This is a genomic window from Phyllobacterium sp. CCNWLW109 (assembly GCF_037203905.1).
Classification (GTDB): Bacteria; Pseudomonadota; Alphaproteobacteria; order Rhizobiales; family Rhizobiaceae; genus Phyllobacterium; species Phyllobacterium ifriqiyense.
Window position 1 is genome coordinate 766569 of sequence record NZ_JBBCBK010000003.1, and the last position, 26294, is coordinate 792862.

At 53.7% G+C, this 26294-nt stretch carries 25 protein-coding genes and 1 riboswitch; of the genes, 16 read left to right on the forward strand and 9 right to left on the reverse strand.

From position 1 onward, the window contains the following. Positions 1-142: 142 nt before the first annotated feature. Together V9K92_RS14295 and V9K92_RS14300 are read right to left on the reverse strand one after the other, a co-directional pair. Complete coding sequence (locus tag V9K92_RS14295; RefSeq protein WP_307286250.1) at positions 143-1996, reverse strand: ABC transporter ATP-binding protein/permease; 1854 nt, start codon at positions 1994-1996, stop codon at positions 143-145. A 166-nt stretch (positions 1997-2162) separates the two neighbouring features. Next, positions 2163-3956 (reverse strand): chloride channel protein, encoded by a 1794-nt coding sequence (locus V9K92_RS14300; RefSeq protein WP_307280808.1) that lies wholly within the window; start codon positions 3954-3956, stop codon positions 2163-2165. A 271-nt stretch (positions 3957-4227) separates the two neighbouring features. Between V9K92_RS14300 and V9K92_RS14305 the strand changes: the two genes are divergently transcribed. The 9 genes from V9K92_RS14305 (at position 4228) to V9K92_RS14345 (ending at position 13495) form a co-directional block, all read left to right on the forward strand. Next, positions 4228-4461 (forward strand): hypothetical protein, encoded by a 234-nt coding sequence (locus tag V9K92_RS14305; protein WP_115054158.1) that lies wholly within the window; start codon positions 4228-4230, stop codon positions 4459-4461. Between the two features lie 212 nt (positions 4462-4673). After that, a complete protein-coding gene (locus tag V9K92_RS14310) occupies positions 4674-5672 on the forward strand; it encodes a BMP family protein (RefSeq protein ID WP_115054159.1) in 999 nt (332 codons plus the stop codon). Between the two features lie 257 nt (positions 5673-5929). Further along, positions 5930-7492, forward strand: a complete 1563-nt coding sequence (locus tag V9K92_RS14315) for an ABC transporter ATP-binding protein (RefSeq protein ID WP_337354265.1) — start codon at positions 5930-5932, stop codon at positions 7490-7492. Continuing rightward, entirely contained in the window at positions 7492-8577 is a 1086-nt protein-coding gene (locus V9K92_RS14320; RefSeq protein WP_336442114.1) for an ABC transporter permease, read from the forward strand. The genes V9K92_RS14315 and V9K92_RS14320 overlap by 1 nt, the downstream gene beginning before the upstream one ends. 1 nt (position 8578) lies before the next feature. Then, a complete protein-coding gene (locus tag V9K92_RS14325) occupies positions 8579-9520 on the forward strand; it encodes an ABC transporter permease (protein ID WP_115054162.1) in 942 nt (313 codons plus the stop codon). Between the two features lie 7 nt (positions 9521-9527). Then, positions 9528-10820: an amidohydrolase family protein gene (locus V9K92_RS14330; RefSeq protein ID WP_337354384.1), complete on the forward strand. Its 1293-nt coding sequence runs from the start codon at positions 9528-9530 to the stop codon at positions 10818-10820. Between the two features lie 111 nt (positions 10821-10931). Further along, a complete protein-coding gene (locus V9K92_RS14335) occupies positions 10932-11879 on the forward strand; it encodes an ABC transporter substrate-binding protein (protein ID WP_115054163.1) in 948 nt (315 codons plus the stop codon). A 57-nt stretch (positions 11880-11936) separates the two neighbouring features. After that, positions 11937-12713 carry an ABC transporter permease gene (locus tag V9K92_RS14340; RefSeq protein WP_307280797.1) on the forward strand — a complete coding sequence of 259 codons (777 nt, stop codon included), beginning with the start codon at positions 11937-11939 and terminating at the stop codon, positions 12711-12713. Continuing rightward, a complete protein-coding gene (locus V9K92_RS14345; RefSeq protein ID WP_307280793.1) occupies positions 12710-13495 on the forward strand; it encodes an ABC transporter ATP-binding protein in 786 nt (261 codons plus the stop codon). Before V9K92_RS14340 ends, V9K92_RS14345 begins: the two co-directional genes overlap by 4 nt. 5 nt (positions 13496-13500) lie before the next feature. Here V9K92_RS14345 and V9K92_RS14350 read toward each other — a convergent pair whose 3' ends face one another. Further along, on the reverse strand, positions 13501-13758 hold the full coding sequence (locus V9K92_RS14350; protein WP_115054166.1) for a GlsB/YeaQ/YmgE family stress response membrane protein: 258 nt from the start codon (positions 13756-13758) through the stop codon (positions 13501-13503). Between the two features lie 347 nt (positions 13759-14105). On the opposite strand from V9K92_RS14350, the gene V9K92_RS14355 reads away from it, so the two are divergent. The 6 genes from V9K92_RS14355 to V9K92_RS14380 all read left to right on the forward strand — a co-directional run bounded on the left by V9K92_RS14355 (position 14106) and on the right by V9K92_RS14380 (position 19898). Continuing rightward, positions 14106-15146, forward strand: a complete 1041-nt coding sequence (locus V9K92_RS14355) for a glutamine synthetase beta-grasp domain-containing protein (protein ID WP_115054167.1) — start codon at positions 14106-14108, stop codon at positions 15144-15146. A gap of 136 nt (positions 15147-15282) precedes the next feature. After that, positions 15283-15505, forward strand: a riboswitch (cobalamin riboswitch). Positions 15506-15607: 102 nt separating this feature from the next. Then, entirely contained in the window at positions 15608-15871 is a 264-nt protein-coding gene (locus tag V9K92_RS14360) for a hypothetical protein (RefSeq protein WP_337354266.1), read from the forward strand. Continuing rightward, on the forward strand, positions 15868-16641 hold the full coding sequence (gene cobF / locus V9K92_RS14365) for a precorrin-6A synthase (deacetylating) (protein WP_337354267.1): 774 nt from the start codon (positions 15868-15870) through the stop codon (positions 16639-16641). Before V9K92_RS14360 ends, cobF begins: the two co-directional genes overlap by 4 nt. Positions 16642-16780: 139 nt before the next feature. Beyond that, on the forward strand, positions 16781-17752 hold the full coding sequence (locus V9K92_RS14370) for a GAF domain-containing protein (protein WP_307280781.1): 972 nt from the start codon (positions 16781-16783) through the stop codon (positions 17750-17752). Positions 17753-17922: 170 nt separating this feature from the next. Further along, the gene (gene adh, locus V9K92_RS14375) at positions 17923-19440 is read left to right on the forward strand and encodes an aldehyde dehydrogenase (protein WP_115054171.1); all 1518 of its coding nucleotides are present in this window, start codon (positions 17923-17925) and stop codon (positions 19438-19440) included. A 107-nt stretch (positions 19441-19547) separates the two neighbouring features. Then, entirely contained in the window at positions 19548-19898 is a 351-nt protein-coding gene (locus V9K92_RS14380) for a DUF779 domain-containing protein (RefSeq protein WP_115054172.1), read from the forward strand. Here the strand turns inward: V9K92_RS14380 and V9K92_RS14385 are convergent. After that, complete coding sequence (locus tag V9K92_RS14385) at positions 19891-20301, reverse strand: DoxX family protein (RefSeq protein WP_115054173.1); 411 nt, start codon at positions 20299-20301, stop codon at positions 19891-19893. The two genes, V9K92_RS14380 and V9K92_RS14385, sit on opposite strands and share 8 nt — an antisense overlap. Before the next feature lie 133 nt (positions 20302-20434). On the opposite strand from V9K92_RS14385, the gene V9K92_RS14390 reads away from it, so the two are divergent. Further along, positions 20435-20989, forward strand: coding sequence for a DNA-3-methyladenine glycosylase (locus V9K92_RS14390; protein ID WP_307280770.1), 555 nt, complete (start codon positions 20435-20437; stop codon positions 20987-20989). 35 nt (positions 20990-21024) lie between these two features. Here the strand turns inward: V9K92_RS14390 and V9K92_RS14395 are convergent, their stop codons facing one another. The 5 genes from V9K92_RS14395 to V9K92_RS14415 all read right to left on the reverse strand — a co-directional run bounded on the left by V9K92_RS14395 (position 21025) and on the right by V9K92_RS14415 (position 26202). Then, complete coding sequence (locus V9K92_RS14395; RefSeq protein WP_115054175.1) at positions 21025-22467, reverse strand: TRAP transporter large permease; 1443 nt, start codon at positions 22465-22467, stop codon at positions 21025-21027. Further along, complete coding sequence (locus tag V9K92_RS14400; RefSeq protein ID WP_115054176.1) at positions 22464-23072, reverse strand: TRAP transporter small permease subunit; 609 nt, start codon at positions 23070-23072, stop codon at positions 22464-22466. Before V9K92_RS14400 ends, V9K92_RS14395 begins: the two co-directional genes overlap by 4 nt. Positions 23073-23223: 151 nt before the next feature. Continuing rightward, complete coding sequence (locus V9K92_RS14405; RefSeq protein ID WP_307280762.1) at positions 23224-24276, reverse strand: response regulator; 1053 nt, start codon at positions 24274-24276, stop codon at positions 23224-23226. Further along, a complete protein-coding gene (locus V9K92_RS14410) occupies positions 24273-24710 on the reverse strand; it encodes a response regulator (protein ID WP_115054177.1) in 438 nt (145 codons plus the stop codon). Before V9K92_RS14410 ends, V9K92_RS14405 begins: the two co-directional genes overlap by 4 nt. A gap of 4 nt (positions 24711-24714) precedes the next feature. Further along, complete coding sequence (locus V9K92_RS14415) at positions 24715-26202, reverse strand: sensor histidine kinase (protein ID WP_337354268.1); 1488 nt, start codon at positions 26200-26202, stop codon at positions 24715-24717. Positions 26203-26294: the final 92 nt, after the last annotated feature.

Consider the following 26294-nt stretch of genomic DNA (forward strand, 5'->3'; position numbering starts at 1 on the left):
GTTTTTCTTTATGTCTCGGTCGGGAACAGAATCGGCGTTATATGAGCCAATTTGCGCTAGAGATGGCTTGCGCAAATGACCGGTAGTCTCATTTAAACAGAACTGCTTCTACCGGACAAAAAGCGCCGTGTTCCGAAAAGGGCTATTCGGCGGCAATCAGCGGGAAGTTTGTTGTTGGTAGCGGATCTGGCTCGACCAATGTCTCCAGAAGTGGCCGTTGGATAGCTGTGCCGCCATTGATCTCCAAAATATGCGTATAGAAGTTTTCGCCGGAAACCGAGCGTGGCGCTTCGATCTCATGCATCACGCTGATAACGGTGGTTCCGGCACAATGATCCTTGATGGCCTGATGGAAGGCGATCTTGGAGTCCGGGTCCAGCGCGCCGGTTGCTTCATCAAGAAACAAAACCGCAGGCTTGTGCAGCAATATGCGCGCAAGCACCAGTTTCTGCTTCTGGCCACCCGATAGGAGCTGGTCCCAAGACGTGCCATCGCGGCATTCTTCACCAAGGTTTTCAATAAAGTCGCCCATGCCGGCGCGGTGCAGGGCGGCCGCAACGGAGGAATCGCCAAAACGGCTTTCATCCATTGGGAGGCATACGAGCTGTTTCAGCGACACGCCGGGAAGTTTGACCTCCTGCGCCGCATACATTGTTGCCGCATCTTTCGGGTAAAAGATTTCACCACGGCCATAGCCCCAAAGCCCGTTCATTGCTTTGAGCAAACAGGTTTTTCCACTACCGGAATCACCCTTGATGTAAGCCCATTGGCCCTTGCGCAACCGCATATTTCCAAGCGTGAGAAAAGCTTTGGCCTCGCTGTCGCGGTGCATCAATTCAAGTCCCCGCACCGAGACGCCAAAGGCTTCATGCTGTGTTGCAAATTTGAACTCACTGACACCGGTGGACCGATAATATTCCGAGGGCTGGCTGACACGCTCGACCGCTTGGGCCAATTCGGTAACGCGCCGTGCATTTGCCTTCAAATTGGCAATTGCGGGCATGACATGGATAAACCAGGAGCATTCATTGATCATCGAACCAACAAGCTCGGAACCGGTAATATAGTTCTTGAAGCTGATCGTATTACCCATATAGGGCAGAAGACCGGGTATATAGGCGACAATACGGGCGGAAAAGAAATTGTAGATCGAGGTGAACGACATATAGCAGGCATCGAACACATTGAAACGCCCCCAATTATTGTCGACGCTTCTGTAGAGCTTGTCATTTAACGACTTTTGAACAGTCTCGCCATTGGCAGCGGCAACCTGAAAGCTGCGGCGCAACAATGTGGTCAGCTCACTTCTGTAACTGCCTTCGGATTGCTGCATGGCGAGGGTGAGTTTTTCAAGAGCGCGGCCAATACGCATGGCAATCCATGTGCTGACCGGCACGTAGAGCGCAATGGCCGTAAAGGCCAGCGTGGCACTGCCATAATCTCCAAGAAAATCAAGGCCGGGTATTGGCGTTGAAAGTTCAATGAGTTTCTGGCCCACGAAAAGAATGGACATTGTGACGCCCAGCACGCCCATGGCCAGCCCAATGGCGCCGCCGGTCATTCCCTTGATGGATTCCTGAATGCGCTGGTCGATATTGTCGGGAGTCTGCTCCGCCGAACTTCCCTGCTGCAAATGATAATGTGTGTGCTGTTCATCAAGCAGCGCCTCACCGAAGCGGCCATTGAGCCAGCCGCGCCATTTACGATGCAAGGTTGTCGAAAGGAGATGACGGACACCGATGAAGCCAATTTCCTTGACTGCAACAATTGCAACGAGAATACCGGCATTTGCGAGGATCACATTGAGCGGATTAACGACAAAAGGGTCGTGTATATCGACCAGCGAGTTGATCAACTCGCCCGACGCCATCGCCATCCAGACGCTGGCCTTGCTGGCTGCGGCGGTCAAAAGCGCAATGGCGATTGTCAGCGTCCAGGCTTCAACCCAGCGCTCGGAGGTCCAGTACGCCCTAAGCAGTCCCCAGAAGCTGCACATTGATGCCAATGCGGAGTTTCCGTTGACGGGAGATGATTTCCCAACTGACTTGGTGCCTGATTGCAAGAGATTGCCCCGGTTTGATTCCAATTACAGTAACACAATGTTACGCATTGCAACAAACCGTGGTTAAAATGGGGTTAAAATTTGCGAATATGATGAGCGATCAGATTTCGCCGGAGACGTGTCGGCGTTGCCGGTCGAGCTCTTCACTGTATCGCCGCAGCGTGTGGCTTTCGCTCAAAAGCCCGACGACCTTCAGTTCCACAATGTCATTAACGACGGCCAAAGCTTCGGCTTCGGCATTGTCGAACAGGCGTACGGCCTGTCGCGCATTCATTTGCGGTTGTAGATACTCACCCTGATATTTGATCAATGGGCCAATAGGTTGCGCTTCATCGGTTGTCTCCGTGATGCCTGAATGCGCTTCCGCAACGATTATGATGCCGACATACTTATTCTCATCGCTGACAATGATGACACGTTGCGTTGAGCCGAGCGGAAACTCCTGACGGAATTCGCTGATCCTCATCTTGTCGGAAGCCGTGCGCACATCTGTACGCATCAGCTTGGCCACTGTCAGATTGCGAATCCAACCCACATCGTGGGCGCTACGGATGCTTTCACCCCGCAAGTGAAAGCGCCATGTGGCAAAGGAGTAGCCGAATGTATTCCGGACTGTAATGGATGCCGCAATGACAGCGGCAAGCACGAGAACCGTTATCGGAAAGTCCCCTGTGATTTCCAATGCGAGGAAGGTCATCGTCAAAGGGCCACCGATCACCGAGACTGCCAGAGCGCTCATGCCGACAACCGCATAGGTCACCGGCGTCAGGGTTGCGTGGGCAAAGACATAGGGTGCGGAAAAAGCAAAGAGCTTGCCAAGGAGTGCACCTAGGAAAAGTGAGCCGAAGAACAGGCCCCCGCGAAAACCCGAACCGATGGAAATGGCGGACGCAAGCGCTTTCAGCAGGATAATACCGATAATGCCGGCAATAGGTCCTGTGTAATCCAGATTGAGATGCAGCGCGCCATGACCTCCCGACAGCACCTGCGGTGAAATCAAGGCCAGTCCGCCGACAACCGCACCGCCAAGGACGGGTCGCATCCAGAATGGGATGAAGCTTTTGCGGGCGAGTTCTTCAACGAAAGCGACGCCCTTCATGAGCGCGATACCAGCACCGGCACAAAGCAAGCCGAGGAGAAGCGCCGGGACATAGTCGGCGGGAACAACGGTGCCGAACTCGCCAATGTCGATAACGAAATTATCACCGGCAAGTGCCCGCGCGACAAGATTGGATACAAGTGCGGCGGCAACAACGGGTGTCAGGCTTAAAATAGTATAGGAACCAATGATCAGCTCGAAGGCATAGAATGCGCCAGTCAACGGAGCGTTGAACGCGGCGGCGATAGCGCCGGCAGCGCCGCAACCAACGAGGATGCGCATATCCGAACGTCTCAAGCGCAAGGACAGACCAAACTTCGACGCCAAACCGGAGGCGAGCTGGGTATAACCTGCCTCCAGTCCCACGGAAGCGCCAAAGCCATTGGAAATCAGATTCTGGACGGTGACAATGATGCTGTCATTGAGTGAGAGCCGGCCACCATGCAGGGCATTCGCCTCAATCGGATCGACAATCGGCTTTTTACGGTAGAGCGCCAGAAGGAAGAGCAGGACACCAAGAATAGCGCCTCCCACAATTGGAGCGAAAAAGAGCGCCGTATGACTTGCGGACATTGATGATGACAGACGTTCACCGGGTTGCAGGTTGAAGATCACCAAGTGCAGATATTGGGCGATGCGGCTCATCGCAGTCACGACGAAACCTGAAACAATGCCGACGAGTACGGCCACCAGAACAAGACCTGCTTCATGACTTCGTGCAAAGGCACGCAAGCGGCTCGGTGCGAGAAAAATGGAGAAGACGCCGAGACGACGCAATGTAAACTTACGGAGCATGGAACAGTCTTTGAATTATTCGAACTGCGGGAAAATATGCCGTTTCGGGCGTCTTTTGGTTATAGCGACAAGCCCTGACCCTAAGCCGCTTGGCAGCAAAATTCAAATGATGCATGGGCATGCGTCCATTGATTGCTTTTGGGGTTTTCCACTTTATGGCGAGATTTTCCAGATCGCCCGAAGCAATTCTTACAACTGCCATAATAACGACATGCAAGCGACATTGAGCGCGGTCAGATTGCCAGCACTGTCATCATTTGAGGAGAGAATCATGCTGGAAGCGATTGAACCAACACTGAACGAATTGCTGGCTGAACCGATCATCCGTCAAATGATGGCGAGTGATGGCGTGAAGTCGGATGAGGTTCGCACATTAATGGCGCGCGTCGGCAGGCTGAGCCAGGCACCGCAAAGACAGGAACGCGCATTTCACGTTCTGAAAATGCCACCCAATTGGCTTTATCGTCCGGGTGCGGCAGAGCGTTCAATGTGCTGCCCGAAATAGAGCTGCATGATATACCGGACCTTCCGGCATGAGATGGCGCCTGTCCTGCCCGACACGGCGCCAATTTCTTTTGGTGCTCTTGCGCAGTTGAGCTGTGCAGAATCTAGATAATCCTCTTGTCATTTTCCCTTTCACATTGCGAAAAACTGCCATTGCCTATTAAGTAGCGGTGATGGGGTTGTGATCAAAAAATAAACAATAAGGGGAATGATATGAAAACTGTTTTCCAATTAGGCCGCAGGGCTTTCATCGGGCTCGTCGCTGGCGCTGCCTTGACAATGGCCGCTTTTGGACCGGCGGCAGCTCAGGAAAAAATCAAAGTGGTTGGCATCTACACGGTTCCGATTGAGCAACAATGGGTTAGCCGGATTCATCTGGCGCTAAATGCCGCCAAGGAGCGTGGCGATATTGACTATTCCTACTCGGAAAATGTCTCCAATACGGATTATGAGCGCGTTATGCGCGAATATGCCGAACAGGGAGCAAATCTGATTGTTGGCGAGGCATTTGGCGTTGAAAAGCCCTCGCGCGCTGTTGCCGCCGAATATCCAGATATCAAATTCCTCATGGGTTCTTCGCTACCGCCGGTAGAGCCGAACTTTGCCACCTTTGATAATTTCATTCAGGAGCCTGCCTATCTGACCGGGCTCATTGCTGGCGCCAAGACCAAAAGCAATATAATCGGGCTTGTCGGTGGCTATGCAATTCCGGAAGTTAACCGGCTGATGAATGCCTTTATTCAAGGCGCCAAGGAAACCAATCCTGACGTCAAGTTCCTCGTGACCTTTATCAATTCCTGGTATGATCCGCCCAAGGCCAAGGAAGCGGCATTCGCGATGATCGATGCCGGTGCGGACATTATGTATGCCGAACGCTTCGGCGTGTCCGATGCTGCCAAGGAGCGCGGCGTTCTGGCCATTGGCAATGTGATCGATACATCCAAGGATTATCCCGGAACAGTTCTTGCCAGCGCGCTTTGGCATTTTGAGCCGACGGCCGACAAGGCGATCGCGGAGGTGAAGGCGGGCAGCTTCAAAGCGGCTGATTTCGGGATCTATTCATTCCTCGGTGCCGGCGGCGGCAGCATCGTCGTCGATGAAAAGCTTGCAACCCCGGAATCAATCACGATCGCAAAAGCCAAGGAAGCCGAGATCAAGGCGGGGACGCTGAAGATCGAGATCAATGACGCGGAACCCAAATCGACGAAATAGGGCAATCAAGGCAGACTATAACGCATTGAAGAGGGTGGATTAATTGCACAGTTTGCGCTGCGTGGTTCGCCCTTCGACAAGCTCAGGAAGCTCGCCATGAGGGAGGTGGGTTGATTGCGTGGATAATCGCGACTGTGCAAATCATTGCTTCTTGCCAAACGCCACCTTCCTCATGGTGAGCTTGTCGAACCACGCATGATGTGTATGCCAAGGATAATATGGGAAATGGACAAGATCGCTTTTGGTGGGGCAGAGACATGACACAGACAAAAGGACAGGCGGAGAATGGCTCTGTCGTCCTGGCTCTCGACAACATCACCAAGCGCTTCGGTTCTCTCGTTGCCAATGATGATTTGAGCCTTTCCCTCAAACGGGGTGAGATACTCGCGCTTCTCGGCGAAAATGGCGCCGGGAAGACGACATTGATGAACGTTCTTTTCGGGCATTATGTACCGGAAGAGGGGGCGATACGTGTCGCGGATGATTCAGGTGTTCTGCATGAATTGCCCAAAGGCTCGCCGAGTGCAGCTCTGGATGCTGGTGTCGGCATGGTGCATCAGCATTTCACATTGGCCGAAAATCTGACGGGTTTCGACAATATTGTGCTTGGCACGGAATCGCTATGGCAGGTCTGGCGCAGCCGTCGTGCCTTGCGCAAACGGATCGACGCAATCATGCATGAAAGCGGACTGACCGTCGATCTTGACGTGAAAACCGCGCAACTGAGTGTCGGTGAAAAACAACGTATCGAGATTCTTAAAGCGCTTTACCGCGATGTGCGGGTGTTGATTCTGGATGAACCGACCGCAGTATTGACGCCGCAGGAAGCGGACGGGCTTTTTATTATTCTACGCCGGCTTGCTGCAAGCGGATTGGGCGTTATTTTCATCTCGCACAAGCTGGGTGAAGTATTGGCGGTTTCACACCGCATCGCGGTGTTGCGGGGCGGCAAGAAGGCCGGAGAATTGACTACGGCTTCTGCGGATAAACGTTCGATCGCTGATATGATGGTCGGGCGCGCTGTGCCGCCATTGCAGCGCAAGCCATCGCAGATTGGCGCGGCAGTGCTGGAATTTGATCAAGTGTCGTTGAAACGCGGATCGGTGCGTCAATCGCTCAACGAGGTTTCCTTTTTCATCAAGGCAGGGGAAATTGTCGGCGTGGCGGGTGTGTCAGGCAATGGCCAATCGGCAATTGCGGCTTTGGTTTCAGGCCTTGAGACAGTCGATAAAGGTTCGGTACGGCTCTATGGCAAGCCCATGAAAACTGGCGATCCGCGCGCTTTGGTTGCGGCGGGCGTTGCACGCATGCCGGAAGATCGCCAGCATGATGGTGTGGTCGGGTCCATGTCGGTGGCCGAAAATATTGCTATAGAAGATCTGCACGGCAAAGAGTTTCAGACCGCCGGATTCATCAAGCGCAAGGCCATGCGCAAAAGGGCGAGCGATGCCATCAAGGCCTATGACATACGCTGCCAGGGACCAGATGCACAGGCGCGGCTTCTTTCGGGCGGCAATATCCAAAAGCTCATTCTGGCGCGTGTATTGGAGCGTTCTCCCAAACTTATCCTCGCCAATCAACCAACGCGCGGCCTCGATATTGGCGCCCAATCGGAGGTCCATCAGCGTATTCTCGCTGCCCGGGATCGTGGTGCAGGCGTGCTTCTGATCTCGGAAGATCTGGATGAGTTGTTTGCACTTTCCGACCGGCTGCTCGTGGTGCATACGGGCGAAGTGATGGATGCAGGACCAGCAGAAGGACTGGACCGGGGATCAGTAGGAATGATGATGGCGGGACATACCCTACAGGTGGCATCGTGATGCGGATATCGTTGCAGCCTCGTAATGATGTTTCGCTCAATGCGCGCATCATCATTTCCGTTATAGCTGCGCTTGCCGCTTTTGCCTTGGTGGCTGTGCCGGTGAGTTTTGCGGGCGTATCGCCGCTGACGGCCTATTGGCTCATGTTCAAGGGCTCGTTCGGCTCCATATTTGCCTTTTCCGAGACGCTTACCCGGGCAACACCGCTCGTTTTGACCGGCCTCGCCGCTGCCATCGCATTCCGTGCCAAGCTCTGGAACATTGGTGCGGAGGGCCAGCTTTATGCCGGAGCTCTCGCGGCAGTTGGTGTGGGCAGCGGGCTTTTATCCTTGCCGGGACCTTTGCTGATACCCGCCATCATCCTTGCCGGTATCATTGCCGGTGGTCTGCTGATGATCGTTCCTGCGCTGCTGAAACTACGCTTTGGTGCCGATGAAGTTGTGGTGACATTGCTGCTCAATTTCATCGTCATACTCTTCGTTCAGATGCTGATAGAGGGGCCGATCAAGGACCCGCTTGCGTTGGGCTGGCCACAATCGGTGCCATTGGCCGATGCAGCTGCCTTTCCCAAGCTGTTTGCACGCATGCGTGTCCATGGCGGGCTGATTATCGGCTTGGTCGCAGCGCTCATTTTGTGGATTACCGTTTCCAAAACTGTTCTCGGTTTTGAAATCAGGGCTGTGGGTGAAAACAAGCCAGCGGCGCGATTTGCCGGAGTGCCTGTAAATGCGACTGTGCTGAAAGTGGCCTTGATCTCCGGTGGGCTTGCGGGTCTGGCAGGGGTGAGCGAGGTGGCTGGGGTCAAAGGTTATCTTTCAGCCGATCTGTCTCCCGGTTTCGGTTACTCCGGCATTGTCGTTGCGATGCTTGCTGGTCTGCATCCCCTTGGCGTCGTCCTTGCGGCACTGTTTGTGGCGGCAGTCTTTGTCGGCGCGGATTCCATGAGCCGGGCGACTGGTGTGTCCAATTATCTTGCTGATCTGGTGGTCGCGCTGTCGCTGCTTTGTGTTCTCGTGGGTGGATTTTTCTTGCGCTACCGTTTGAAATTCGAACGTGGCATTTCGCCCCTGCAGGCAGGAGAGTAGAATGGAAATTCTCGAAATCCTGTTGACAGTAAATTTCTGGGCGGCAGCCATCCGCATCGCAACGCCATTGATTTTTGGCGTGCTCGGAGCATTGCTCTGTGAGCGTGCCGGCGTGCTCAATCTCGGCATTGAAGGCATTTTTACTGCTGGCGCGATGGCCGGGTGGATGGCGGTCTGGATGGGCTGCGGCCTATGGACCGGCGTGCTGGTCGCGGCGCTGGCAGGAGCAATCTTCGGATTGCTGCATGCAATTCTGACGGTGGTGCTGGGTCTGTCGCAGCATGTTTCCGGCATTGGCATAACGCTGCTGGCAACAAGCATGGGATATTTCACCTATCGCACGGCCCTGCCCAATGTTTCGACGCCACCGCGCATTGTCCCGTTTCAGCCGCTTGATATCCCGGTTCTTTCCGATATCCCGTTTATTGGTCCGGTGCTGTTTCAACAGACAGCATTGACCCTATTGGCTTTCGTCCTGGTCGGCGTGGTCGCGTGGCTGCTTTACCGCACGCCGCTTGGCCTTGCATTGAGGGCTGTTGGCGACAATCCATCCTCAGTGGAAGCGCAGGGCCTTTCGGTGCGCGGCCTGCGCATAGGTGCGGTAATTGCCGGATCTTCGCTTATGGCTCTTGGCGGTGCATTCCTTACAATGTCAGCCTTTGATGCTTTCTTCTTCGGCATGGTCAACGGACGTGGCTGGATATGCATTGCGCTCGTCGTATTCGCGTCATGGCAACCCGGAAAAGCGCTACTCGGAGCCTTGCTGTTTGGCGCATTTGATGCGTTTCAAATCAGGCTGCAAACCGAAGTGGGAGCATTCGTTCCAGGACAGGTTTTCCTGATGATGCCCTATCTCCTTTCCATTCTGGCGCTGGTTCTGGTTGCCCGCAAGGCTGACTATCCGCGTTCATTGCTCGTGCCCTGGTTCAAGGGTCAAAGATAAAGGTTTCATTATGTTCGATCTGAAAGTAACCAATGCAACCCTGCCTGATGGTCGCTCAGGCATGGATATCGGCGTAATATCCGGGCGTATTGCAGCGGTTGAAGCCAATCTGACCGGCGACGCGGGTGAGGTGATCGATGCGGCCGGTCTCCTGGTATCGCCGCCTTTCATCGACTGCCATTTCCACATGGATGCAACGCTGTCGCTGGGTCAGCCGCGTCTGAACGAGAGCGGCAGGCTGCTGGACGGAATTCAGATATGGGGTGAGTTGAAGCCGCTCCTGACGCATGAAGCCGTGATTGAGCGCGCAATGCGCTATTGCGATCTGGCGGTCACGCAAGGGCTGCTTGCTATCCGCACCCATGTCGATATTTGCGATGAGCGCCTGCTTGGCGTCGAAGCCTTGCTTGAGGTTAAAAAGCGCGTTGCGCCCTATATTGATCTGCAACTCGTGGCTTTCCCGCAAGATGGTTACTATCGTTATCCCGGTGCGGTCGATCTGCTTAAGCGCGCACTGGATTTGGGTGTCGACGTTGTCGGCGGCATTCCTCATTTCGAGCGCACCATGGCAGATGGTGCAGCAAGCGTTCGGGCCTTGTGCGAAATCGCTGCTGAGCGCGGGCTGATGATCGATCTGCATTGCGACGAGACTGACGACCCGCTGTCACGCCATATCGAAATTCTGGCCTATGAAACGCAAAGGCTCGGACTTGGCGGTCGCTCGACAGGCTCGCACCTGACATCCATGCATTCGATGGATAATTATTATGTCAGCAAGCTCTTGCCGCTGATTGCAGAAGCTGGTGTGGCCGCAATCGCCAATCCGCTGATCAATATTGGCATTCAGGGCCGCCATGACACCTATCCCAAGCGCCGCGGAATGACACGCGTTCCGGAACTTCTGGCTCATGGCGTTACTGTCGCCTTCGGCCATGATTGCGTGATGGATCCTTGGTATTCGCTGGGGCAGGGCGATATGCTGGACGTTGCCAGCATGGGACTGCATGTGGCGCAGATGACCAGCCGCGACGCCATGCGCCAGTGCTTTGCTGCGGTGACGACAGAGCCGGCCAAGATTTTGAATCTTGAAGGCTACGGGCTTGATGTCGGCTGCAAGGCCGACATGGTGCTGCTGCAAGCCGCCGATACGATAGAAGCCATACGCCTGAAGGCAACCCGCCTTGCTGTTATAAAGGGCGGCAAAGTGATCGCGAAAACACCGGCAAAGGTGAGCGCGCTTGATCTTACAGGTAGGCCAGAAAATATTGATCCTGCAAGTTATGCGCCGCGGCTCGGGTGAGTTGGGTTAACATAAATTCTTCGAATATGTGTAGACAAAAGAAACCCGGCCTGCCTATCATATAGTCAGATATCTGCTTGCCAAAAAAATAAACAAAGGGGTTTTGTCACGATGAGTTTAAAAAAATACATCGCAATCGCGTCTGTTGCTTTTGCACTTTTTCCCACCGCTGCACTTGCAGAAACAGCAGTTTCCGTCGGCCTTTCTGGATGGACAGGTTTCGCGCCGCTGACGCTGGCAAAGCAGGCCGGAATTTTTAAGAAGAACGGTCTTGATGTGACGCTGACCAAAATTCCGCAAGCCAGCCGTCATCTGGCGCTTGCTTCCGGCGATGTTCAATGCGCGGCAACCACCGTGGAAACATGGATTTCGTGGAATGCCAATGGTGTCGCGACGAAGCAGATTTTCCAGATGGACAAATCCTTTGGCGCGGACGGAATGGTGGTACGCAGCGATGTCAACGCGATTGCTGACCTCAAGGGCAAATCTGTTGCGGCCTCTGCACCTGGCACCTCGCCTTATTTCGTGCTGGCATGGATGCTGAAGAAGAATGGTCTTTCGATCAAAGACGTGAAAGTAGTCAATATGGAACCTGGACCGGCGGCACAGGCTTTTGTCGCTGGGCAGAATGACGCGGCCATGACCTATGAGCCATATCTGTCCACTGTTCGCGCTGCGCCAGACAAGGGCAAGATCATCGCCACCACATTGGATTATCCGGCTGTGATGGATACTTTCGGCTGCACGAATGAGTTTCTGGAGAAGAATCCTGAAGCTGCAAAAGCGCTGGCCAAAAGCTATTTTGATGCATTGGCCTTGATTGCTTCAGACAAGGATAAATCCTTTGAGATCATGGGAGCAGATGTAAAGCAGTCCGGTGCAAAGTTCGCAGAATCTGCCCAATACCTGAAGTGGCAGGATCAGGCTGCAAACAAGATCTTCTTCGAAAAGGAATTCATGACCTTTTCTGAGGAAGCTGCAGAATTGCTGCTTGAAATTGGCATCATCAAAAAGAAGCCCGATCTTTCAACAATTGTAGATACCAGCTTCATACAATAATGAGGCTTGCGCGAAGAGCGGGCATTGTCCGCTCTTCGTTTTTGCCAAGGGGACTTTATGTTCAGACCTTTACAGCCCATCGGGGCGCAAGCGCGGATACTTCTGGGTATTCTGTTTTTCATTCTCTTTGTCGGTGGCTGGTCTTTTGCGACTTTCGGCGGCTTTGTATCCAGCACCTTTCTTGCAGACCCTCTGACCATGGTGAATGATGGCTGGATTTTGCTGTCGGAGCAGAACTTTCTCTATGATATCGGAATGACGATCTGGCGTGTTGTTGGCGGCTTCATCATTGCTGCCATTATCGCCGTGCCGCTTGGCATTGCGATGGGAGCTTACAAACCGATCGAAGCCCTTCTTGAGCCATTTGTATCCTTCGCGCGTTATCTCCCTGCATCGGCATTTATTCCGCTTCTCATTTTGTGGGCGGGTATCGGCGAATTGCAAAAGCTGCTGGTGATTTTCATCGGTGCCGTTTTTCAAATCATTCTCATGGTTGCCGTTGCCGTTGCCAATACAAGGCGAGACCTGGTGGAAGCGGCCTATACACTCGGCGCCAATGACCGAGGTGTGGTCAAGCGCGTGCTTATTCCTGCCAATGCCCCGGACGTGGCTGAGACATTGCGGCTGGTTCTGGGCTGGGCGTGGACCTATGTCATCGTGGCTGAAATGATCGGCGCATCCTCCGGTATCGGGTATATGATCATCAACAGTCAGGCGCTGCTCGCTACAGGTCAGATTATTTTCGGCATTATTGTTATCGGCATTATCGGTTTGATTTCAGATTTCCTGTTCAAGTCGGTCAATCGCCGCCTTTTTGCATGGAGGCTCGCATGAGCACGCTCATCATTAAAGGCGTGAGCCGTGTCTTTCCGGGTGTTCGCGGCGGGCAGCCTGTGCAGGCGCTGCAACCGACGGATTTGACTGTTCCGCACAATGATTTCGTGTCCATCCTCGGACCATCCGGCTGCGGAAAATCCACGCTGTTACGTATTGTTGCGGGGCTTGACCGGCCGACCACGGGCACGGTCACGCTTGATGGCAAAGAGGTGAAAGGTCCAGGCGCAGATCGCGGTGTCGTGTTCCAGTCCTATACGCTGTTTCCATGGCTGACGATCGAACAGAATATCGGTTTCGGCCTGACAGAACGCGGCGTCGGCGCAAAGGAAAAAGCTGAAATTGTCGCCTCTTACATCGACAAGGTGGGACTAAAAGGATTTGAAAACCATTGGCCAAAGCAATTGTCCGGTGGCATGCAGCAGCGCACGGCAATTGCCCGCGCCTTGGCGAATGATCCGAAAATACTACTTCTGGATGAGCCTTTCGGAGCGCTGGATAACCAGACGCGAGGCTTGATGCAGGAACTGCTGCTCAGTATTTGGGAGCGGGAACAAAAGACAGTTATCTTTGTCACGCACGATATTGAAGAAGCGATTTTTCTGGCGTCACGCGTGGTTACGATGTCAGCGCGGCCGGGCCGTATCAAGTCGATCACGCCGGTACCGCTGGGACATCCGCGCCATTACACGGTTAAAGCCGCACCCGAGTTTGCCCGGATACGGCTTCAATTGACCGAGGAAATTCGCAGCGAGGCTATACTCGCTGCCGTTTCTCATTAATCAAATCAGGCTGTTCGTTTGAACATGCGGGCAACAGCGATAAGAATACAGGCGCCGATAAAGCCTGCAATCAAATAGCCCAGCCAGCCTGTAAGGACGACGCCGACCATGGAAAGGATCGCGTTGGCGATTATCGCGCCCACGATCCCGAGTATGATGTTCATGATGACGCCCATGTTGCTCTTCATGAACATCTCTGCAAGCCAGCCCGCAACGCCACCAATGATGATTGCTGCGATCCACCCGATTCCGGCACTTTCCATAATACTCTCCATTTCGTTCATTCCAGATCGTTAATCCGGAAGTGAGTTATTGGTTCCAAGCTCGCGACAGAATTTGCGCCTTATCATGCCTAGAAATTCCGCACCTGCCTAAAAATGCATCAACGTGGCGATTGGTAAAAGCGGTTTTCTGAGCCGTCAGCATAGCAATGGCAGCTTCAAACTGCAAAAAGCACCGCTAAAAATATCCGGCTAATATGTTTTTCAAATTTTTGCGATCCGGCTGAGCGAATTGGCACGCTGTTTGCATTGTCAATTCTATCTGCGAACTGCGCTCCACGATGCAGGCCTCGCAACCGGTCTGCACAATAAAATATGAGAGAAACGGAATGGCAAAATATAAACTCGAATATATCTGGCTCGACGGTTATGTCCCTTCGCCAAATCTTCGCGGTAAGACGCTGATCAAGGAATTTGACGTATTTCCGACGCTGGAACAATTGCCGCTTTGGGGCTTCGATGGAAGCTCGACAATGCAGGCAGAGGGCAAAAGCTCGGATTGCGTATTGAAGCCTGTTTCTCTTTATCCGGACAGTGAACGCAAGAATGGCGTTCTCGTCATGTGCGAAGTCATGATGCCCGATGGCAAGACACCGCATCCTTCCAACACCCGCGCAACTGTTCTTGATGATGACGGCGCATGGTTCGGCTTCGAACAGGAATATTTCTTCTACAAGAACGGCCGCCCGCTCGGCTTCCCTGAGACAGGTTTTCCTGCGCCGCAGGGCCCATATTATACAGGCGTTGGCTACAGCAATGTTGGGGATATCGCACGCAAGATCGTCGAAGAACATCTCGATATCTGCCTGAATGCCGGCATCAACCATGAAGGCATCAATGCTGAAGTGGCAAAAGGCCAGTGGGAATTCCAGATTTTCGGAAAAGGTTCCAAGAAGGCTGCCGATGAGGTCTGGATTGCACGCTATCTCCTGCAGCGCCTGACTGAAAAATACGGCATCGATATCGAATATCATTGCAAGCCGCTCGGCGATACTGATTGGAATGGTTCGGGCATGCATGCCAACTTCTCCACCACCTATATGCGTGAAGTCGGCGGCAAGGATTACTTCGAAAAGGTCATGGCGGCATTTGAGCAGAATTGCGCTGCCCATATCGCCGTATATGGACCGGACAATCATATGCGCCTTACCGGCAAGCATGAAACCCAGTCGATCCACCAGTTCAGCTACGGCATTGCTGATCGCGGTGCATCAATCCGCGTTCCGCACAGCTTTGTAAACAATGGCTATCGCGGTTATCTTGAAGATCGCCGTCCGAATTCGCAGGGCGACCCCTACCAGATCGCGTCGCAAATCCTGCGGACAATTTCTGAAGTGCCGGAAGATGCGGAAGAAGTTCTCGCCGCTTGATCTTGTTTGAATAGTTTGGAATGGCGCGGGCACCAGCCTGCGCCATTTTCTATTGGTGATGCGCCGCATTCAGCCGTTTACCGGTTTCCCCCCGATAAATTTACGCCTGCCTGTTGACCTCAATAGGTGGGCTGGGTTCATATAAGAGTGTTCCGGTTCTCCCGTGCTGCAAAGCCGGGAGCTAAGAGGGAAGCCGGTGAAGTGATATTCACCAATGCCGGCGCTGCCCCCGCAACTGTAAACAGCGAGTTGCTGTCGCTTGAATTCGTTCAGGCAAAAGGTCACTGGGATTTCCCGGGAAGGCAAGACAGCAATACTGACCTGTGAGCCAGGAGACCTGCCGAAACATGATGAACGTCCACGGGCGGGGTGTCCCGGTGTGTCGCTTGCAATGGTTTGCCGCAGGCTGACTATCTGCAATCTTCGCGCTTGACCCTTGTTCCCAACAATCGGGGTTAAGCATGATACTCGGCGCCAATACTAATCAATATAACAACCCACAATCGGTCAACGCGGCAACTGTGCCGGAAGACGTGTTTTTTGCCTGGCTGCTTTCCCGGCCTCGCGGCACCAATATCGTTGCAGCTGCAAGTCAGGAGTTTATAAAGCTTGAGGCCTTTGCCGGAAAACATGCGGGGGCAAAACGCCTCCACGAACTGTTCTGTGCTTTGATCGAAGAGAGTCAAAGGCCGGAACTATCGTCGGCCTCGCGTGTGCCCCAGTGAAACGCAAAGTGCTCATCATCGGAATTGGCGCGGGCAACCCAGACTACGTGACCATACAGGCAGTCAATGCGCTCAATCAGGTCGATGTGTTTTTCATTCCCGATAAGGGAGCTGAGAAAGAGCAGCTGTCCCGCATCCGTCGGGAAATTTGCGAGCGTTTCATCACCGCCCCCCACTACCGCATGGTGGATTTTGAAACACCGCTGCGCCAGAAGCCTTCCTCGACCTATCGTGCGAGTGTCAATGACTGGCATGATAAGGTGGAGGCAACCTATGAGCATCTGCTGATGGAGGAACTGGGCGATGATGAATGCGGCGCATTCCTCGTCTGGGGTGATCCGTCGCTTTATGACAGCACGATCCGTATTCTCGACCGGCTGAACGCCAAGGGCAATTTCGAACTGGACTATGATGTCATTCCCGGCATTACCAGCATTCAGGCGCTCACGGCAAAGCATAAGGTTGTGCTCAATCGAATCGGCGACTCCATTACGATAACCACAGGGCGCAAGCTTGCCGAAGGTTTTCCGAACAATTCGGAAAGCGTGATTGTGATGCTCGATGGCGAGGGCGCGTTCAAGGCAATTGATGAAGACGTCGATATTTATTGGGGTGCTTACATAGGAACGGAAGACGAGATTCTCATGTCCGGCAAACTGCGCGATGTCGTTGACGATATTGAGCGGTTGCGAAATGTTGCGCGCGCACAAATGGGCTGGATCATGGATACATATTTGCTGAAAAGGTCATATGACGAGAATGGAGAATAGCTGCGATTATAACCGGGGGCGTTTTGGACCTACGCCCTTAAATCGCGTCGGTAGAGCAGCCCCGGTTGCCGCCATCAATAGGTGACTTGACGTAGGCGAGAACAGGCGTCACCCTGTGCATGGACTTCGGAGGAGGACCATGGGAACGCAGGATGACGGCTTACATGCCGAGCATATCCAATCTGCCGTGACAGGTGACGCTGCTGCGCAGTCAGCGGTTGTTGCATCGTGGGGGCGTTCAATGCGTCTCTACGGCTTGAAGCCTGATGAGGGCACGCCGCCAAACATGCTAACCGATCAGGAATTGCGTGAAGCGCGTGAAGAGCTGGGATCTCTCATAGAAACCGCAGAAATCGCACTCGACCGGCTTTATTCGGCGGTGGGTGGTGCGGGATGTTGCGTCCTGTTGGCAGATAAGAATGGTGTTCCTGTCGACCGCCGGGGCTATGAGGGCGATGATGCCACCTTTTGCAAGGCGGGACTTTGGACGGGAGCAGTCTGGAGCGAAGAGTGCGAGGGCACCAATGGCATTGGCACAGCGCTGGCTGAACAACGTGCCCTGACGATCCACCGCGACCAGCATTTCCGCAGTCGCAACACAGCGCTTTCTTGTACTGTAGCACCGATTTTCGATCATCGCGGGCGGCTGATGGCGGCGATTGACGTATCGTCGGCACGTTCCGATCTGACCGAGGGCTTTGTCAAACTCATTGCCATGGCTGTGGTGGATGCCGCCCGGCGGGTGGAAGCAGAAAATTTCCGATTGGCCTTTCCCAAAGCGCGCATCGTCATGGCACAGGGTAGCGAACGCGGCCATGACCGGGCTTTGAACGCATTAATTGCAGTGGACGAAGACGATCTTGTGGTTGGCGCATCGCGTTCGGCGCGTGCACTTCTCGGGCTGACTGACGAAAGCCTGAACAGTCCGTTGCCGGCGGCGAATCTGCTCGGGCAGGATACCGATGCGGAACGAGGATTTGCAGCCGCCGAACGCAGCGTGATCCAGCGAGTTCTGCGAAAAGCAGATGGCAATGTTTCCATTGCCGCGAACATGATGGGCATGAGCAGAGCTACCCTGCATCGCAAGCTTAAACGGCTTGGCTTGAACTGAGACTTTCATGTGTCTCAATATTGCGACAAATCCTGCATTCGCTTTGCCTGCCAGGGATGACACTCAAGCTGTAAAGCGCGATCCTCTGAATATGCCGCGAGGAGGCGGTATGGAAATCGTGCAATGCGTCCGGTCCTTACCCTGACGCGTTGCTTCAGGGAGGAAGTTCAATGAACAAGGTAGAATTCAACCGAACCGTCAAACCCAACTTCAAGAAACGCTACGGCAACTTCATTGGCGGGAAATTCGTCGAGCCGAAGGCAGGCCGTTACTTCGAGAATACATCGCCGGTCAACGGGCAGGTGCTGTGCGAAATTGCCCGGTCTGATGCCAGCGATGTGGAGGCCGCGTTGGACGCCGCTCATGCTGCAAAGGATGCCTGGGGCCGGACAAGTGCCGCTGAGCGCAGCGTCATGCTCAACAAGATTGCACAGGTAATGGAAGATAATCTTGCTGTGTTGGCGCAGGCTGAAACCTGGGACAATGGCAAGCCTATCCGCGAAACGACGGCAGCCGACATGCCGCTTGCAATCGACCACTTCCGCTATTTTGCCGGTGCCATCCGTGCGCAGGAAGGCGGAATTTCAGAGATTGACCACGATACTGTGGCCTATCACTTCCACGAACCGCTCGGTGTTGTCGGACAGATCATTCCGTGGAATTTCCCAATATTGATGGCTGTGTGGAAACTCGCCCCGGCATTGGCGGCGGGCAATTGCGTGGTGCTTAAACCTGCCGAGCAGACCCCGGCCTCCATTCTGGTACTTGCGGAACTGATTGCCGATATCCTGCCGCCGGGTGTTCTCAACATCGTCAATGGTTTTGGTCTGGAAGCAGGAAAACCGCTCGCGTCGAGCCCGCGCATTGCCAAGATCGCCTTTACCGGCGAGACCACGACGGGTCGTCTGATCATGCAATATGCCAGCCAGAACCTTATTCCCGTTACGCTGGAGCTGGGCGGCAAGTCACCAAATATATTCTTCAAGGATGTGGTGGCTGAGGATGATGACTTCTTTGACAAGGCCATCGAGGGTTTCGTCATGTTTGCGCTTAACCAGGGCGAGGTCTGTACCTGCCCGAGCCGCGCGCTCATTCACGAGTCAATCTATGATCGTTTCATGGAGCGTGCCCTTAAGCGCGTGGAAGCCATCGTACAGGGCGATCCGCTTGATCCAGCGACCATGATTGGTGCGCAGGCATCCAGTGAACAGCTGGAAAAAATCCTGTCATATATGGACATTGGCAAACAGGAAGGCGCTGAGGTTCTTATCGGCGGCGAACGCAATGTTCTGTCCGGCGATCTTGCCGGGGGGTATTACGTGCATCCGACCGTGTTCAAGGGTCATAACCGGATGCGGATTTTCCAGGAAGAAATCTTTGGCCCTGTCGTTTCAGTGACGACGTTCAAAGATGATGACGAAGCCCTGTCTATCGCCAATGATACGCTTTACGGCCTCGGCGCAGGCATTTGGAGCCGTGATGCTAACAGGTGCTACCGATTTGGCCGCGCCATTCAGGCCGGTCGCGTCTGGACCAATTGTTATCACGCCTATCCGGCTCATGCCGCGTTTGGCGGATATAAGCAATCGGGCATCGGCCGTGAAAACCACCTGAAGATGCTTGATCACTATCAGCAAACCAAGAATATGCTGGTAAGCTATAGTCCAAAGAAACTCGGCTTCTTCTAAAAAACCGATGTGAATACAGCCTGACGGGCGTACCATGCCTTGTCAGGCTGAATTCTCAAATGGTTTTACTACCGGATTGGTAAGCCGAGGAGAGGTTGGAGGTGTGCATGGACCATATGGTTGAAAACAAGGTGAGCGCGACACCAGCGGCGCTTGAGTTGATCGCAACTTTGCAATCCGAATATGGCCCAATCCTGTTTCACCAGTCTGGGGGCTGTTGCGATGGCTCGTCTCCCATGTGCTATGCGCAGGGTGACTTTATCATCGGCGATAATGATGTGAAGCTTGGTGAGATTGGCGGTGCGCCGGTTTATATCAGCGCGTCGCAATATGATGTCTGGAAGCATACCGAGCTTATTATCGATGTGGTTCCCGGCCGCGGCGGAATGTTCTCGCTGGATAATGGCCGGGAAGTCCGATTTCTGACGCGATCGAAAGTTTGCGCCACTCCTAATTGAATGGGATAAGAGCCCGAAGGCGACGGTCACGCAGATAAAGACCTCCCCACATGATCAGGCCAAGATAAACGCCGAAGAACAGATGCGTAAACAGCGGATTGCCAATGCGCAATTGTGTGAGGATTGCGCCGCCGAGATAGCCTGTGAGCAGGATCGCACCCAGTATGGAAGTGCGCGGCCAGGCATAGAGAGCGGTACAGACCAAACCCAAAATACCAAGGCCGCGCGCGAATGCCACCGTGGTTGGAAGCCCGATTTCAGCGCTTGTCTGGATAACAATATCCAGTGGTACGAGCTTGATGCCGCCATCAAAGATCATGAACAGTATAAAAATGCCGCTGAGGATACGGCCAGCCCACAGGCTCTTGCCGGAAATGTTGCCGGCATATGCGATATTTTCCATCTTCGTTCGTCCTTTTGAGTGTGATGTAGTGCCTCAAGGACGAACCATGGGTAATATCTCCTACAAGTGCTCTTAAATTTTTTTCAAAGCGTTGAAGGATGAAAACTGTGGCGGCTAATTTAAAGGAGGTGCGATGATTACGCCGGAGTTCTTTCAACGTGACGCGGTTACAGTTTCAAGAGATCTTATTGGCGCGAAGCTCTTTCTTCATGGTGTCGGCGGACGGATTGTCGAGACTGAAGCCTATACGCAAGACGACCCGGCATCGCATAGTTTCAGAGGCCCTGGCCCTTCCAACAAGGCAATGTTCGGGCCAGCGGGAAACGCCTATGTCTACCGATCATACGGCATTCATTGGTGCCTGAACATTGTCTGCCTGCCCGGCTCCGCAGTTTTGATCAGAGCATTGGAGCCTTTGCTGGGTATGGAGACGATGAGTGAGAGACGGTCAACCGACAATCCACGACTATTGTGCTCGGGGCCGGGCAGGGTTGCGCAGGCCCTCGGTGTTACCAAGTCCCACGATGGTTTGCCTATTCTGGAAGCGCCCTTTTCTCTGGAACAGCGCGCGGATCCGATTGAACTAAGCATCGGACCGCGTATCGGCATCACAAAGGGCGCGGAAACGCCTTGGCGGTTTGGCGCGAAGAGCTCCCGCTTCCTCAGCAGAAAATTTGCGGAAGGTTAAATCGGCGAAATTTATACTTCGCCGGTTTATAGCAATCATTTGAACGAGGGTGGCTGGCCGAGGTCAAATGATGGTGCGTTGCCAAGATCATTCGCTGGCGCATTGGGCAGCTCGATCTTGAAGTTCTCCATATCCACGGCCACAGCAGGATCAAGGAAATAGGTCACCATGCCGGGGAAGGCAATGAGGAGGCCAACCAGAATCAATTGCAGCACCAGCCATGGGATTGCGCCCATATAAATATCGCTGGTCTTGATTGATTTGGGTGCAATACCTCGCAGGTAGAACAGTGCAAAGCCGAATGGCGGGTGCATGAAGCTGGTCTGCATGTTGGCGCAGATCATGACGCCGAACCAGATCAGATCGATGCCCAATGCGCTGGCGGCGGGGGCCAAAAGCGGAATAATGATGAAGGCGATTTCAAAGAAATCCAGGAAAAACGCGATGACGAAGATAAAGATATTGACGAAGATGAGGAAGCCGACAACACCGCCAGGCAAGGATGTCAGCATGCCTTCGATCCAGTGACTGCCGCCCACACCCTGGAAAACCAGGCTGAAAACGCGCGCGCCGAGAAGGATGAAGACAACCATGGCGGTTAGCCGCATGGTCATGGTCATTGCTTCATAGACGAGTTTCCATGTGAGGCGGCTGTTCAGCCAAGCCATGAGCATGGCGCCAACAACGCCCATCGCGCCAGCTTCTGTCGGCGTAGCAAGGCCCATGAAAATGGTGCCGAGAACGATGAAGATAAGGGCAAGCGAGGGGATCATGCCGCGTGCACAACGAACAAATAGCGGCCAGCCGCGCAGGGTGCGAGCTTCCGGAGGAAGTGCGGGAACGTAATGCGGCTTGATAATGCTGAGGATGAATACCCAACCGGCAAACAACAGAACCTGAACGATGCTGGCGCCGGTGGCGCCGATATACATGTCACCGGGCGACTTGCCGAGCTGGTCAGCAAGAACGATCAGGACGAGCGACGGTGGAATGAGCTGTGTTATTGTTCCGGATGCCGCGATGACACCCGTGGCGTGCCGGATATTATAGCCATATTTTGCCATGACAGGCAGCGATATGAGGCCCATGGCGATGACAGAGGCAGCCACCGTGCCGGTGATTGCGCCAAGGATGGCGCCGACAAGGATGACCGCATAGGAAAGGCCGCCGCGTACGCCGCCGAATAATTGTCCGAAACCATCGAGCAAATCTTCGGCAAGGCCGCATCGTTCGAGAATCACGCCCATGAAGGTAAAGAACGGGATAGCGAGGAGCAACTCGTTGGAGAGCACCGAAAACATCTGATAGGTCAGGTTTCCAAGGAAGTCCGGACCGATAGCCCCCATCTCGATGGCGATGAACCCGAAAAACAGGCCAACAGCTGCAAGAGAGAAGGCGGCAGGATAGCCGATCACCATAAAGATGATCAGCCCGAAGAACATCAACGGGGCAAGATTATCAGCAAAAAATGTTATCATTGAACAGGCTTCTCGTAGGCGAATTCACGCACGTAATCGGATGTGAGGGCGAGATAGCATTTGATTATTTCCGAGATGCCCTGAAGGCCCACGAGCGCAAATCCTACGGGCAGGCTGAGCTTGACCGGCCAAAGTGGCAGGCCGCCAGAATTTGACGATGCTTCATTGGTGACCCATGAAAGAACGAACCACGGCCAGGTGAAGTAGATCATCAAGGCGCAGATCGGCAGCAAAAAGAAGATCCCACCGAGAAGATCGATCCATGTTCTGGTTCTTTCGCTGACCGAACCATAAACGAGGTCGACGCGGACATGTTCATTCAGCTTGAAGGTCCAAGCGCCGCCTAACATGACCATTCCGGCAAAAAGGTACCATTGCGCCTCGGAAAGCGAATTGGAATTGCGTCCATAAACGCCCAGAATTCCGCGGAAAAGCCCGGCACCGCCCACATTCTGTTCCAGCCAGATCAGGCCTCCGATGCTGTAGCGCAAGAAGGCATTAAACGCACAAACCAATGAGGCAAAGAGAACGAAATAAATCGCAACAATACCTATCCGACGACTGAGTTCGTCGATCCAACCGGTGACAGTCAGCAACGGTGACATTCAGGCCCCTCCCATATCAGTTACGCAGATCCTCGAATTTGCTGCGCTATTGCCGCCCACAGTTCCTTTGCGGATATCAGCGGGGCTTTTGCGGAGTACAGAGTTAACCCATGGATTTGCACGATGCAATGACGGAATCCGAGCGTTTCGATCAGCCAGCAGCGTTGACGGCCATTTCGGCCCGCGTTCCCTTATCGCGTGCAGTGTAATCTATTTTAGTACCGAGACTTGCAGCCATGGCCTTGACGATGCGGGTGCCAAGTCCAGTGCCCTTTGGCTGGTCGCCTTGTTTCAAGCCAACGCCATCATCTTCGACAGCCAGCACTGCCTTGTCGTCTCCGGAGCGAAGAAACGATATTCTGATCTCACCGTCATTGGTTCCGGGATACGCGTATTTATAGGCATTTGTGACCAGTTCCGTTACCACCATGCCGACAGATACAGCCTGATCCGACGAAAGCCGGATGTCTTGCACATCGAGCGAAATCACAAGTTTACGATCAGCGTGTTCCAACGAACTGCGAAGTTCCGAGGTGAGGCTGGCGAGGTATTTGTCCATCTCAACCTGACGCACGTCATCGGAACTGTAGAGACTGCGATGCATCCCGCCAATGGCCGTGATGCGTGCTTGCGCCTCGGTCAGCGCGTGCTTGACTTCCTCATTGTCGATGCTTGAAATTTGCAATCGTATCAGGGCCGCAACGAGAGCAAGGCTGTTGCCAACACGGTGATTGACTTCGGCAAGCAGTACCTCAGCACGTTCCTTACCGCGTAGAATTTCCATATCGGCCCGCTCACGGTCACGGCGTAATTCCGCAGTTGCAATAGCCTGCGCTACGGCGCTTTCAAGCAAGGGCATAAACTCTTCGCCGACTGTCTTTATGACATAATCGGCAGCGCCCGCCTTCAGGGCATCAACGGCGATCTTCGCTTCACTCGACCCTGTCACGTAAACAACAGGAACAGTTATCCCGTTCTCGCGCAGTATTTTCAGAAATTCGGTGCCAGTCGTGGTTTGCAAATAATGATCAAGGACTATGACGTCGATGTCGCCCTGGCCGAGTATTTCCAGCCCGGTAGCAACATTATCGGCATGAACGATCTCGAAACCCGAACGACCCAGCGCTTTTTGCACCAGACGAACGAGCGCTGGATCATCATCAACATAGAGAATTTTGCCCGGCATGATTTTCGGATCGATCAAGGAATTTGCATGACGGAGAAGAATAGACCCAACTGCCGGATGGCATTGGCAAAACTGTCATATTCAACTGGTTTGGTTATATAGACATTCGCCCCGAGGTCGTAACAGCGTTGGATCTCGCCTTCATCATCGGTTGTCGTCAAAATAACCACGGGCAACCGCTTGGTATGCGGATTGCTCTTTATTTTCTCCAGAATATCAATGCCAGACATATCGGGCAGGTTGAGATCCAGCAGGATAAGAAGATAATTATTTTTGTTTCCTTCGCCGGTACGCTCCTTGCCCAAAATGAAATCGAGCGCGGAATTGCCGTCGGAAAAGGGAACAATCGGATTGTTGACGCCAGCACGCCGAACATTCTTTTCGATGAGGCGTGCGTGACCTTCATCATCTTCGATCATAACGATAGTGACTTCTTTGCCAGTACCTTGCACGCCGCTAAACTCCTACTACTTTAGCCAAATCCGAGGGAAGCCGTAGCACAAAGGTGCTGCCTTTTCCAAATGTTGATTTTACGAAGATATCGCCGCCAAGCTTTCGGATAAGAGAGCGTACATGGGCAAGTCCGATACCTTCTCCTGGCTTGTCCTGCTGGCCCGAACGTCGGAACAGTTCGAAGACACGTTCAAGGTCGTCTTCGGAAATGCCGCGTCCATTATCGGAAACGTCTACGCGTATGAATTTGTATCCGTCATTATAGGCGCGGACTGATAATTCCAGTGGTCGGTCCGGGCTGGCATATTTAACGGCATTGTCGAACAGGTTTCCAAAAATCTGCTCAAGAGACAGCCTGTCAGTTGTGATCTTTGGCATTTTACCAGAGATATCCACCTTGCCGTCCAGTTCAGCGATCTGGTGGTTTATGCTGGCTGCGCTCACTTCCAGCAGAGCCTTGAGATCGATTGGCTCCGGCTTCAATTCACGGCGGCCATCGCGGGAGATTTTAAGGATCGCGTTGATCAACCCATCCATTTTCTTCGTTGATGACCTGATAAAGGAAATGGCTTCCGGCAAATCTTCGCTGGCTGCGATCCGTGCAAGTTTTGCGTCTTCTTCAGTCAATGGCTCGCCGTCGTTCAGAATATAGCCCTGGATCGCCTTGAGAGAGGTTTCAAGTTCGCTGGTGAAGCCCATAATATTGACGAGCGGCGCGCGCAGGTCATGGGTAACAATATAGGCAAATCGCTGGATTTCCTGATTGGCCCGAATGAGGTCTTCGGTGCGCTCATTGACGCGTTCCTCAAGGCTGGTATTGAGAAGTTCAACCTCGCGGCGGGCCGTCGACAGGTCGCGGACATGCTGGAAAATAATAAAGATCGCGCCGCCAAGTACAGCCACAATGGCTACTGCGCCCACTATTGTCGCCCGTTGCAATGCCGCGATCGCACTGGACTGCTCGTCCATTCCGCGCTGGAGATCAAGCTCAGACTCGACCATGAGCGCACTTAACAATTCCCGGATGCCGTCCATTGACCTCTGCCCGGAGCCTGCACGAACGATGCCAATGGCTTCGGCTGTCTTGCCGCTACCGGCTAGCTCCAATGTCCGGTTCATTTCTTCTGTCTTCAGCGTGATGAGCCTGTTCAACTCCGGCAGGCGGGCGGCAAATTTCGGGCTGTTTTTAACGCTTCGCCCCAGTGCCTCCTGCCGTGCGGTAAGGGTTGCCAATGCGGTTTTATAGGGATTTAGAAAACTGTCCTCTTGAGAGAGAAGATAGCCCCGCTGACCTGTTTCGGCATCCTGCATGGTTGAGAGAAGATCGGCTGAGTTGCTGCGAATGCTGCGCGCAGCGACAACATTATCGAAGCGCTGGCGGCTTTCGGTAACCAGCCAGATCGTCGAGGCAACGATACCGAGCAGGATAAGAACCCCCACGGTGAGCATGATCAAGGTAGAGCGGGCGAAGGAAATGTTGGTCGCGGCCATTATTGTCTGCCAGTACGCTGAGGCGCCGGTTGGCACCAAGTAGGATATGCTTCAGGAATGACCGGAGAGCGGCCAATCGTCAACCGTTGAGA

Coding starts and splice junctions, on each gene's coding strand:
- V9K92_RS14325 (WP_115054162.1), top strand. CDS start 8,579: ATGGAAATTCTCGAAATCCTGTTGACAGTAAATTTCTGGGCGGCAGCC.
- V9K92_RS14380 (WP_115054172.1), top strand. CDS start 19,548: ATGGACCATATGGTTGAAAACAAGGTGAGCGCGACACCAGCGGCGCTT.
- V9K92_RS14320 (WP_336442114.1), top strand. CDS start 7,492: ATGCGGATATCGTTGCAGCCTCGTAATGATGTTTCGCTCAATGCGCGC.
- V9K92_RS14400 (WP_115054176.1), bottom strand. CDS start 23,072: ATGTCACCGTTGCTGACTGTCACCGGTTGGATCGACGAACTCAGTCGT.
- V9K92_RS14390 (WP_307280770.1), top strand. CDS start 20,435: ATGATTACGCCGGAGTTCTTTCAACGTGACGCGGTTACAGTTTCAAGA.
- V9K92_RS14415 (WP_337354268.1), bottom strand. CDS start 26,202: ATGGCCGCGACCAACATTTCCTTCGCCCGCTCTACCTTGATCATGCTC.
- V9K92_RS14310 (WP_115054159.1), top strand. CDS start 4,674: ATGAAAACTGTTTTCCAATTAGGCCGCAGGGCTTTCATCGGGCTCGTC.
- V9K92_RS14370 (WP_307280781.1), top strand. CDS start 16,781: ATGGGAACGCAGGATGACGGCTTACATGCCGAGCATATCCAATCTGCC.
- V9K92_RS14350 (WP_115054166.1), bottom strand. CDS start 13,758: ATGGAAAGTGCCGGAATCGGGTGGATCGCAGCAATCATCATTGGTGGC.
- V9K92_RS14305 (WP_115054158.1), top strand. CDS start 4,228: ATGCTGGAAGCGATTGAACCAACACTGAACGAATTGCTGGCTGAACCG.
- V9K92_RS14355 (WP_115054167.1), top strand. CDS start 14,106: ATGGCAAAATATAAACTCGAATATATCTGGCTCGACGGTTATGTCCCT.
- adh (WP_115054171.1), top strand. CDS start 17,923: ATGAACAAGGTAGAATTCAACCGAACCGTCAAACCCAACTTCAAGAAA.
- V9K92_RS14340 (WP_307280797.1), top strand. CDS start 11,937: ATGTTCAGACCTTTACAGCCCATCGGGGCGCAAGCGCGGATACTTCTG.
- V9K92_RS14360 (WP_337354266.1), top strand. CDS start 15,608: ATGATACTCGGCGCCAATACTAATCAATATAACAACCCACAATCGGTC.
- V9K92_RS14395 (WP_115054175.1), bottom strand. CDS start 22,467: ATGATAACATTTTTTGCTGATAATCTTGCCCCGTTGATGTTCTTCGGG.
- V9K92_RS14315 (WP_337354265.1), top strand. CDS start 5,930: ATGACACAGACAAAAGGACAGGCGGAGAATGGCTCTGTCGTCCTGGCT.
- V9K92_RS14345 (WP_307280793.1), top strand. CDS start 12,710: ATGAGCACGCTCATCATTAAAGGCGTGAGCCGTGTCTTTCCGGGTGTT.
- V9K92_RS14335 (WP_115054163.1), top strand. CDS start 10,932: ATGAGTTTAAAAAAATACATCGCAATCGCGTCTGTTGCTTTTGCACTT.
- V9K92_RS14385 (WP_115054173.1), bottom strand. CDS start 20,301: ATGGAAAATATCGCATATGCCGGCAACATTTCCGGCAAGAGCCTGTGG.
- V9K92_RS14300 (WP_307280808.1), bottom strand. CDS start 3,956: ATGCTCCGTAAGTTTACATTGCGTCGTCTCGGCGTCTTCTCCATTTTT.
- V9K92_RS14295 (WP_307286250.1), bottom strand. CDS start 1,996: ATGTGCAGCTTCTGGGGACTGCTTAGGGCGTACTGGACCTCCGAGCGC.